Origin of the sequence: Actinomycetospora lemnae (assembly GCF_028737315.1) — a bacterium.
Taxonomy (GTDB): Bacteria; Actinomycetota; Actinomycetes; order Mycobacteriales; family Pseudonocardiaceae; genus Actinomycetospora; species Actinomycetospora lemnae.
Map to the genome: position 1 here is coordinate 84,065 of NZ_JAQZAO010000018.1, position 8,304 is coordinate 92,368.

The 8,304-nt window shown below is 76.6% G+C and carries 9 protein-coding genes; 4 read left to right on the plus strand and 5 right to left on the minus strand.

Features of this window, described 5'->3' with window-relative positions; all coding sequences use genetic code 11:
• Positions 1-2: 2 nt before the first annotated feature.
• The 3 genes from PGB27_RS27385 to PGB27_RS27395 all read right to left on the minus strand — a co-directional run bounded on the left by PGB27_RS27385 (position 3) and on the right by PGB27_RS27395 (position 2,795).
• Positions 3-182 (minus strand): hypothetical protein, encoded by a 180-nt coding sequence (locus PGB27_RS27385; RefSeq protein ID WP_274203612.1) that lies wholly within the window; start codon positions 180-182, stop codon positions 3-5.
• Between the two features lie 40 nt (positions 183-222).
• Positions 223-1,542, minus strand: coding sequence for a glycosyltransferase (locus tag PGB27_RS27390; protein ID WP_274203613.1), 1,320 nt, complete (start codon positions 1,540-1,542; stop codon positions 223-225).
• Positions 1,543-1,679: 137 nt separating this feature from the next.
• Positions 1,680-2,795, minus strand: a complete 1,116-nt coding sequence (locus tag PGB27_RS27395) for an N-acetylglucosamine-6-phosphate deacetylase (protein WP_274203614.1) — start codon at positions 2,793-2,795, stop codon at positions 1,680-1,682.
• Between the two features lie 25 nt (positions 2,796-2,820).
• Between PGB27_RS27395 and PGB27_RS27400 the strand changes: the two genes are divergently transcribed.
• Together PGB27_RS27400 and PGB27_RS27405 are read left to right on the plus strand one after the other, a co-directional pair.
• Positions 2,821-3,387 carry a molybdenum cofactor biosysynthesis protein gene (locus PGB27_RS27400; protein ID WP_274203615.1) on the plus strand — a complete coding sequence of 189 codons (567 nt, stop codon included), beginning with the start codon at positions 2,821-2,823 and terminating at the stop codon, positions 3,385-3,387.
• Between the two features lie 137 nt (positions 3,388-3,524).
• A complete protein-coding gene (locus tag PGB27_RS27405) occupies positions 3,525-4,772 on the plus strand; it encodes an MFS transporter (protein WP_274203616.1) in 1,248 nt (415 codons plus the stop codon).
• Positions 4,773-4,804: 32 nt separating this feature from the next.
• Here the strand turns inward: PGB27_RS27405 and PGB27_RS27410 are convergent, their stop codons facing one another.
• The gene (locus PGB27_RS27410; protein ID WP_274203617.1) at positions 4,805-5,524 is read right to left on the minus strand and encodes an IclR family transcriptional regulator; all 720 of its coding nucleotides are present in this window, start codon (positions 5,522-5,524) and stop codon (positions 4,805-4,807) included.
• The gene (locus tag PGB27_RS27415; protein WP_274203618.1) at positions 5,521-5,988 is read right to left on the minus strand and encodes a hypothetical protein; all 468 of its coding nucleotides are present in this window, start codon (positions 5,986-5,988) and stop codon (positions 5,521-5,523) included. The genes PGB27_RS27410 and PGB27_RS27415 overlap by 4 nt, the downstream gene beginning before the upstream one ends.
• A gap of 71 nt (positions 5,989-6,059) precedes the next feature.
• Here PGB27_RS27415 and PGB27_RS27420 point away from each other — a divergent pair, with 71 nt between their 5' ends.
• Positions 6,060-7,145, plus strand: a complete 1,086-nt coding sequence (locus PGB27_RS27420) for a mandelate racemase/muconate lactonizing enzyme family protein (RefSeq protein ID WP_274203619.1) — start codon at positions 6,060-6,062, stop codon at positions 7,143-7,145.
• Positions 7,146-7,287: 142 nt separating this feature from the next.
• Positions 7,288-8,304: aldehyde dehydrogenase family protein (locus PGB27_RS27425; RefSeq protein ID WP_274203620.1), on the plus strand; the 1,017-nt coding region annotated here is incomplete at its 3' end.

Here is an 8,304-nt window from a genome sequence, read left to right on the forward strand (position 1 = left end):
GGTCAGCGACGGAGGCGGGCGCCGCGGCGCACGATCCGCACGAGCAGCATCGCCGTGAACAGCACGGTCACCGCCATCAGCACCATCGCCATCGCGTTGATGCCCGTGGCCGCTGCGAGGGCGAGGCCGGTGCTGCCGCCGCCGACCACGCTGGTGAGGTACATCGAGTGCTCGCCGTACATCCCTGCGTCCGTCCCCTTCCGATCCGCTCGACTGCTGCCGCTACCAGGCCTGGCGCCGGGCGTTGAGGCAGCGCCAGGCCGCCGTCACCGCGCAGAGCTCCAGGAAGAACCCGTAGAAGTCCTCGACGACCAAGATCGCCACCAGCGCGACGTCGCGCCAGCTGCGTCCCGGGAGCCGCCACATGGACGTCATCCGCTCCAGCCACATCACGGCCAGCGGGATCAGGCCGATCAGCGCGTACCGGAACGGCACCGCGTAGACGATCATCAGCGTGAGCATCCCGAGGAACAGCACGCGGAAGAACACGCTGAAGGCGAAGAGCACGTAGGACAGGCAGTCGATCCGCGTCGCGGGCGACCACCCGCGCTTGAGGACCTCGTCCATCCCGCCGCGGCCCCAGCGCAGCCGCTGCTGCCACAGCGAGCGCCAGGTGGTGGGCGGGTCGGTGTAGACGTGGGCGCCGCGGGCGGCCGCCACCCGCCAGCCGCGGGTCTTGAGCTCGAGGGTGAGCGCGTAGTCCTCGATGAGCGAGGCGCCGTCCCACGGCTCGCCGGCCTCGCGGCCCGCCGCGACCGCGGCCAGCGCCGCCGTGCGGTACATCGCGGCCGCGCCGCTCGCGACGGAGACGCGCCAGCCACGGAGATCGCGCAGGTCGTCGTAGCGGGTGTACTCGAGGCGCTGCAGCCGCCAGAGCAGGCCCTTCCCGGGCGAGGCCCAGTAGCGCGCGCACACCGCGCCGAGCACGGCGTTGCCGCGCAGCTCCTCGGCCATCTTCGCGACGGTGTCGGGCAGGAGCACCGTGTCCGCGTCCATGGTGAGCACGAGGTCGGCGTCCTGGGCCGCGACCCGCCAGCCGTGGTTGAGCGCGCCGGCCTTCTTGTCCGGGTTGCGCTCCATCTCGAGGACCGTCACCGGGTAGCGGCGCGCGACCTCGGCGGTGCGGTCGGTGCAGTTGTTGGCGACGACGACGATGCCGGAGATCGCCAGCCACTCGGGGACGCGCTGCTCGAGCAGGCCCTCGACGGTGGCGACGATCCCCTCCTCCTCGTCGTGCGCCGGGACGAGGACCGCGACGGTGGTGGTCGGGACCCGGGTGCGGCGCCTCGTCGCGGTGGCCGTGGCGGTGCCGCCCGCCGAGGCGGCGCCCTGCCGGGCCTCCTCGCGCGCGAGCATCGCGGCGCGCAGGGTGATCGTCTCCGCGTCCGGGTCGTGCGAGCGGCGCGCGGCGGGCCGCGTCGGGGCGGCCGGGCGGGGCCGGGACGGCGCGGGGATGCGACCGGTCGCCGGGTCGCCGGAGGTGGGGGTGCGCGACGGTGGCCCGTCCGCTCGCCTGCTCCGCACCGCCTGGCTGCTCGTCACGTCACCTCACCGTGTCGTTGATCCGTGCCCGGACCGCCATCACCCGATCGGTCGGGCGCTTGTGGGGCATACCGTACACAGACCGGATTTCGTTACACCATCGTGAGAAATCGGGTATCGAAAGTGACGCCGGAGCGTCACTCAGTGGTCGTCCCCCGGTCGACCTCCCGGCCGCCGACGAGCACCCGGGTGACGGCCAGGTCCTCGTCCAGGAGGACGAGATCCGCCGGTCCGCCGACGGTGAGGCGACCCACGTCACGCCGACCCAGGAGACGCGCGGGGACGGTCGTGACGGCCGCGATCGCGTCGAGCGTCGCGATACCCGCCGCCACCGCCGTCGCGACGCCGCGGACCAACGGCGCGGCCGCACCGGCGAGCCCGCCCGCGGCGTTGCGCACGACCCCGTCGGCGAGCGTCACCGGCACGCCGGCGAGGCGGAACGGGCCGTCGGGCATCCCGGTGGCGGCCGTGGCGTCGGTGACCAGGGCCCACCGGCCGGCGGCGGCCGCCGCGGCGAGCCGGAGCATCTCGGGGGCGACGTGGTGGCCGTCGCCGATGATCGTGACCACCACCTCGGGCCGGGTGAGCGCGACGGCCGCGAGCCCCGGGGCACGGTGGTCGAGCCCGCTCATGGCGTTGTGGAGGTGCGTGACGGCCCGGACGCCGCGGTCGACGGCGGCGTGGGCGGCGGGGGCGTCGGCGTCGCTGTGGCCCGCCGCGGCGGCGACGCCACGGTCCCGGAGCAGGTCGACGAGCTCGTCGGCGCCCGGGAGCTCGGGGGCGAGGGTGACGAGGTCCACCCGGCCGACCCCGAGCAGGCGCGCGAGCAGGGCCGGGTCGGGGTCGCGGCGGTGCTCGGGCGGGTGGGTGCCGAGGCGGGCGGGGGCGAGGAACGGCCCCTCGAGGTGGGCGCCGAGGAGGTGGGCGCCTCGGGCGGGCCGGGCGCGGGCCGCGTCGAGGCGCGCGAGCGCGGCGGCGGTGCGGTCTGGGTCGTCGGTGAGCAGCGAGGGGCAGGCGGCGGTCGTCCCGTCGCGGGCGAGCGCCGCGCGCCACGTCCCGATCTCCTCGACCGTGGCGCTCGCGAGGTCGATGCCGGCGTAGCCGTGGCAGAGCAGGTCGACGAGCCCGGGCACCGCGAACGTGCCGCCGCGCGCGGGCGGGAGGCCGACGGCCGCGACCCGGTCGCCGTCGACCTCGACGTCGCCCGGGCACCACGCCCCGTCCACCACCGCCCCGGACACGCCCAGCCGCACGTCGCCAGTCTCTACCGTGGTCGAGGTGGTCGGCATCGAGATCGTGGGCTTCGTCGTCTCGCCCGCCCACGCCTACGACGGGCGGCCCGCCGACGGCCCGGTCGCCGTGCCGACGCACACCCCGGACGCGATCGAGGTCCGGGCGGGGTACGGGGTGGTCGGCGACCGGTACGCCGGCCGCGCGGCGCACCGGGAGGCCGCGCTGACGCTGCTGGCGATCGAGGCGCTCGAGGCCGTCGCCGACGAGCTCGGCGTGCCGCCGTTCGACCCGGTCGCGGCGCGGCGCACGGTCCTGACCCGCGGGCTCGAGGTCGAGGCGCTGCGCGGGCGGGAGTTCGCGGTCGACAGCGGCGACGGCCCGGTGCTCCTGGGCGGCGGGCGGCCCGCCGCGCCCTGCGCGTGGATGGACACGGTGCTCGCGCCCGGCGCGCACGCGGCGCTGCGGGGGCGGGCCGGGGTGCGGTGCGCGGCGCTGTCGTCGGGGACGCTGCGGCTCGGCCCGGCGACGCTCACGGTGTCCGACGACCTCGGCGACCCCGACGCGGCCCGCGCCGGCCTGCCGCGCCGGCGACGGAGCTCCGCGAGGACCTGACGAACGGGCACGGACCGGGCACGGAGCTGGTACGGAGCTGGCAGGGAGCTGGCACGGAGCTGGCACGGACCGGGCACCGCCCGTGGGATGGGTCTCGACCGCGGGTGCCCGGTCGCGGCGTCGGGCACGGTCGTGCGGTGAGCGCCTCGTCCGCGTCGTCCGCGTCGTCCGCGTCGTCCGCGTCTGCGTCGTCGTCCGCCGCGTCCACCCCCGGCGCCGCCACCCCGACCGCACCCGGCATCGGCCGGGCGCGCACCCTGCTGCTGGCGGTGGTGTGCGGGGCCGCGGTTGCAAACATCTACTACGCCCAGCCGCTGCTGCACACGATCGGCGAGGCGTTCGGGGTCGGTGACGGCGCGGCCGGGCTGCTGGTCACGGCCTCGCAGATCGGCTACGCGACGGCGCTGGCCCTGCTCGTCCCGCTCGGTGACCTCCTCGAGCGCCGCCGGCTGGTCACCGTGCTGCTCGCGGCGTCGGCGGTCGTGCTCGCGCTGGCCGCGGTGGCGCCCGGCTTCGGCCTGCTCGCCGGGGCGATCGCGCTGGTCGGCGTGACGTCGGCGGTCGCCCAGATCGCGGTGCCGCTCGCGGCGTCGCTGGCCGGCGACCACGAGCGCGGTCAGGTCGTCGGCACCGTGATGAGCGGTCTGCTCATCGGCATCCTCGGCGCCCGCACGATCGCCGGGTTCGTGGCCGAGGCGGGCGGCTGGCGGTGGGTCTTCGCCGTCGCGGCCGGGGTGATGGTGCTGCTCGCGGTGGTCGTCCGCCTCGGGCTGCCGGTGGTCGAGCCGACGGAGTCGTCGACCTACCCGCGCCTGCTGCGCACCGTCCTCGAGCTCGTGCGCGACCAGCCCGAGCTGCGCCGGCGCATGGCCCTCGGGGCGGTCGGCATGGGGTGCTTCACGATCCTCTGGACCTCGATCGACTTCCTGCTGTCGGCGCCGCCGTACGGCTACGGGCCCGCCCTGGTGGGCCTGTTCGGGCTCGCGGGCCTCGCCGGGGCGGGCATGGCGGTGCTGGCCGGGCGGCTCGCCGACCGCGGCCACCAGCGGCTCGTCGTCACGCTCGGGCTGGTCGTGCTGGCCGCGAGCTGGGCGCTGCTCGGGCTCGGCGGCACGTCGCTGGTCGCGCTGATCGTCGGGGTGGTCGTGCTCGACCTGTGCCAGCAGGCGCTGCAGATCAGCCACCAGAGCGTCATCTACGCCCTGGCCCCGCAGGCGCGCAGCCGCGTCACGACGGCGTACATGGTCTCGACGTTCGCCGGCGGGACGCTGGCCTCGGCGGGGACGGCGGTGGTCTACCCGGCGTACGGCTGGCCCGGCGTCTGCGTCCTCGGCGCCGCCGTCGCCCTCGCCGGCCTCGTGGTCTGGTCCCTGCCCCGTACGTGAGCACTTTCCACGGCAATAGCCGTGGAAAGTGCTCACAAGGGGCGGGTGGACAGGCGCGCGGAGAGGTCCGACGCCGCGGCGGCGGTCGCGGCGGCGTGGGCGGCGAGGTGGGGGCGCAGGCGGGCGGCGGGGCCCGAGACGGTCAGCGCGGCCACGATCCCGCCGTGGAACCCGCGGACCGGGGCGGCGGCCCCCGCGAGGCCCGGGTCGAACTCCCCGTCCACGACGGCGTAGCCCGTGGCGCGGACCCGCTCCAGCACCGCCGGGTCGGCGGCCGCGGCGCGGGCGGCGGCGGCGTCGCGCTCGCAGAGCAGCACCCGCCCGGTCGACGTGGTCGCGGCCGGGATGTCGTCGACGTCGAACCGCGGCCGGGCGGGTCCACCCCCGGCCTCGGCGGTCAGCACCGTCGCCACCCGCGTGCCGTGCAGGCGGCACAGCGACGCGTTCTCCCCGGTCCGCACGGCCAGCGAGACCAGCGCCGGCCCGGCCACGCCCACGAGCCGCGCCTCGGTGGTCCGCGCCGCCAGCGCGTAGAGCCGCCAGCCCAGCCCGAAGCGCCGGCTCGCGGTGTCGCGCTCGACCAGCCCCTCGGCCTCGAGCGCCGCGAGCGCCCGCGACACCTGGCTGGGCTGGCGGCCGGTGAGCGCCGCGAGCCGCGCCACGCCGAGCCCGCCGGCCAGGGCCTCGGGGGAGGCGAGCGCGTCGAGCAGGTCGGTGTCGCGGCGCAGCCCCGCCGACCGGGGCCGGGTCACGCCGCGACCAGGAGCATCGCGAGCGCCACCGCCCCGCCGAGCGTCCACGCCGCCGTCCGCCACCAGTTGGTCCGCGTGAGCCGCGCGTGCACCTCGGCGTCCCAGCCGTGGGCCAGCCGCGTGTGGCACGGCACCGAGATCGCCACGGTCACGGCCACCGTCACCGCCCCGCACAGCCCGGCCGCCAGCGCGAGCACCAGCGGGACCCCCGGCGGGCGCCACACCAGCAGCACCGCGCACGTCAGTCCCTGGACCAGCCACGGCAGGACGATCAGCCGGCCCATCAGCCGGGTGTGGCGGGCGTGGACGTCGAGCCAGCCCGGGCCCGTCATCGCCGCGAACCCCGGGTAGACGAGCAGCTGGATCGTCCAGACCAGCCCCGTGCAGAACCACACCGAGGCCGCGTGGACGCCGAGCAGGGCCGTCCCGATCAGACCCGTGCCCACCAGCGGATTTGCGCTCACCGCACCGATTGTTGCCGATCGCGGCGCCGCGTCCTGTACTGACGTCGCCGGCCCCCGCGAGAAGGACCCGCGTGAAGATCACCGACATCCGCGTCGAGCACCGCGAGACCGTGCTCGACCCGCCCTGCCACGCCGCCTGGGACCCCGAGCCCCGCACGCGCTTCGCCGCGACGATCGTGCACGTCGAGACCGACGAGGGCGTCGTGGGCGTGGGCTCCGGCGACACGATGGCCGGGTTCGACGCCTACCGCGAGCTCTTCCTCGGCAGCGACCCGCTGGCCACCGAGGTCCAGGTGCGCCGCATCGAATCGGTCGGCTTCCACGCCGGGCGGTTCTGGCCGCTCGAGGCGGCACTCTGGGACGTCGTCGGGCAGGTCGCCGGGCTCCCGGTCGCCACGCTCTTCGGCGGCGTCACCGACCGCCTGCCCGTCTACGCGTCGTGGTGCTCCGAGCAGCCCCCGGGCCGGCGCGCCGAGGACGCGCACCGCCTCGTCGACGAGGGCATCCGCGCGGTCAAGATCCGCGCGCACCCCCAGCGCCTGCGGGCGGGCGTCGCCGCCGTCGCCGCGGTCCGGGAGGCCGTCGGCGACCACCTCGACATCATGGTCGACCTCAACCAGGCCTGGCGGATGCCCGGTGACGTCACCGAGCCCCTCGAGCTGCGCGACGTGCGCCGCGTGGTCCGCCAGCTCGCGGAGTACGACGTCGCCTGGGTCGAGGAGCCGCTGCCCTACGCCGACGTCGAGGGCCACCGCCTCCTGCGCGCCGACAACCCCGGCCTGCGCATCGCGGCGGGGGAGATGCTCGACTCGCTGCCCGAGACCCTCGCGCTCGTCGAGGCCGACGCGCTGGACGTCTACCAGGCCGACGTGGTGCTCGCCCTCGGCATGACCCGGGCCCGCCAGCTGGCCGAGGCCGTCCGCGCCCGCCACCGCCGCTTCACCCCGCACACGTGGACCAACGGGCTCGGCCTGCTCGCGAACCTGCACGTCGCGGCCGGCGTCGGTGCCGGGCCCTACCTCGAGTTCCCCGACGACCCGGCCGGCGGCTGGACGCCCGAGCGGCGCGACTTCCTGCTCGCCGAGCCGCTGCGCCCCGACCCCGACGGCATGCTGGTCGTGCCCGACGCGCCCGGCCTGGGCGCCGTGCTCGCCTGAGCGGCGGGCCCCCGTACGGCGGTCCCGGCTCCCGTACCCCGGAGCCGGGGCCGTCACCCCACCACCGCACCCACCACCGCACCCACCACTGCACCCACCACTGCACCCACCACTGCACCCACCACTGCTCGGAGGCGACAGCGTGACCGGCACGACCGACTGGCTCGCGCGGGCGGAGGCCTTCGCCCCGGCGACGACGCTCTTCGTCGACGGCGCCGAGCGCGGCGCCGCCGACGGGGCGGTGTTCCCGACGACCTCGCCCCGCGACGGCCGGGTGGTCGCGCAGGTCGCGGCCGCCGGGTCCGCGGACGTCGACGCCGCGGTGGTCGCCGCGCGCCGCGCGTTCGACGTCGGCCGCTGGGCCCGGACGTCGCCCGCGCACCGCAAGCGCGTGCTGCTGCGGTTCGCCGAGCTGGTCCGCCGCGACGCCGAGCACCTCGCGCTCGCCGAGACCCTCGACGTCGGCAAGCCGATCCGCGAGTCCCTGTCGGTCGACGTCCCCACCTGCGCGGACGTGCTCGCCTGGTACGGCGAGGCGATCGACAAGCGCGACGGCCAGGTCAAGCCGACCGGGCCCGACAGCCTCGCGACGGTCACGCGCGAGCCCCTCGGCGTCGTCGCGGCCGTCGTGCCGTGGAACTACCCGCTGATCATCACGTCGTGGAAGATCGCGCCGGCGCTGGCCGCGGGCAACAGCGTCATCCTCAAGCCCGCCGAGCAGTCGCCGCTGAGCGCGCTGCACCTCGCGCGCCTCGGCGCCGAGGCCGGCCTGCCCGACGGCGTGCTGCAGGTGCTCTCCGGCGACGGGCCCGGCCCGGGCGCGGCGCTGGGCCGCCACGACGGCGTCGACAAGATCGCGTTCACCGGCTCGGTCGAGGTCGGCCGGGCGTTCCTGCGCTACGCGGGGGAGTCCAACGGCAAGGCCGTCGCGGTCGAGGCGGGCGGCAAGTCGGCGCAGGTCGTGCTCGCCGACGCCGCCGATCTCGACGCGGTCGCCGACGCCGTGTGCTGGGGGATCTTCTACAACGCCGGGCAGACCTGCCACGCCGGCTCGCGGCTCGTCGTCGACCGCCGGGTGCACGACGCCCTGCTCGACCGCGTGCTCACGCGCACCAAGGACTTCACCGTCGGCGACCCCCTCGACCCCGACACCGTGCTG